At 53.2% G+C, this 263-nt stretch carries 1 protein-coding gene; it reads left to right on the plus strand.

What is annotated here, in order from left to right:
* Positions 1-29: 29 nt before the first annotated feature.
* Positions 30-263: GntP family permease (locus LD028_RS09120; protein ID WP_237811627.1), on the plus strand; the 234-nt coding region annotated here is incomplete at its 3' end.

Here is a 263-nt window from a genome sequence, read left to right on the forward strand (position 1 = left end):
TTTATCTCAAAGCTAAGGAGGAGTGCATGATGGGAATTGCCATTGTTGTGGCCGCTATTATTGTCTTGTTATTGCTCATTACGGCGGCGAAAATGCATCCGTTTGTCGCCCTTATTTTAGTGTCCGTCGGCGTCGGGCTGGCGATGGGCATGCCGCTTATCGCGCCGTCGCCGGAAACGCCGGGCATCATCGATTCGATTAAAGCAGGGCTTGGCAATACGCTAGGCTTTCTAGCGATCGTTCTGGCGCTCGGGACGATGCTT

Origin of the sequence: Anoxybacillus sp. LAT27, assembly GCF_022030075.1 — a bacterium.
Lineage (GTDB): Bacteria > Bacillota > Bacilli > Bacillales > Anoxybacillaceae > Anoxybacillus > Anoxybacillus kestanbolensis.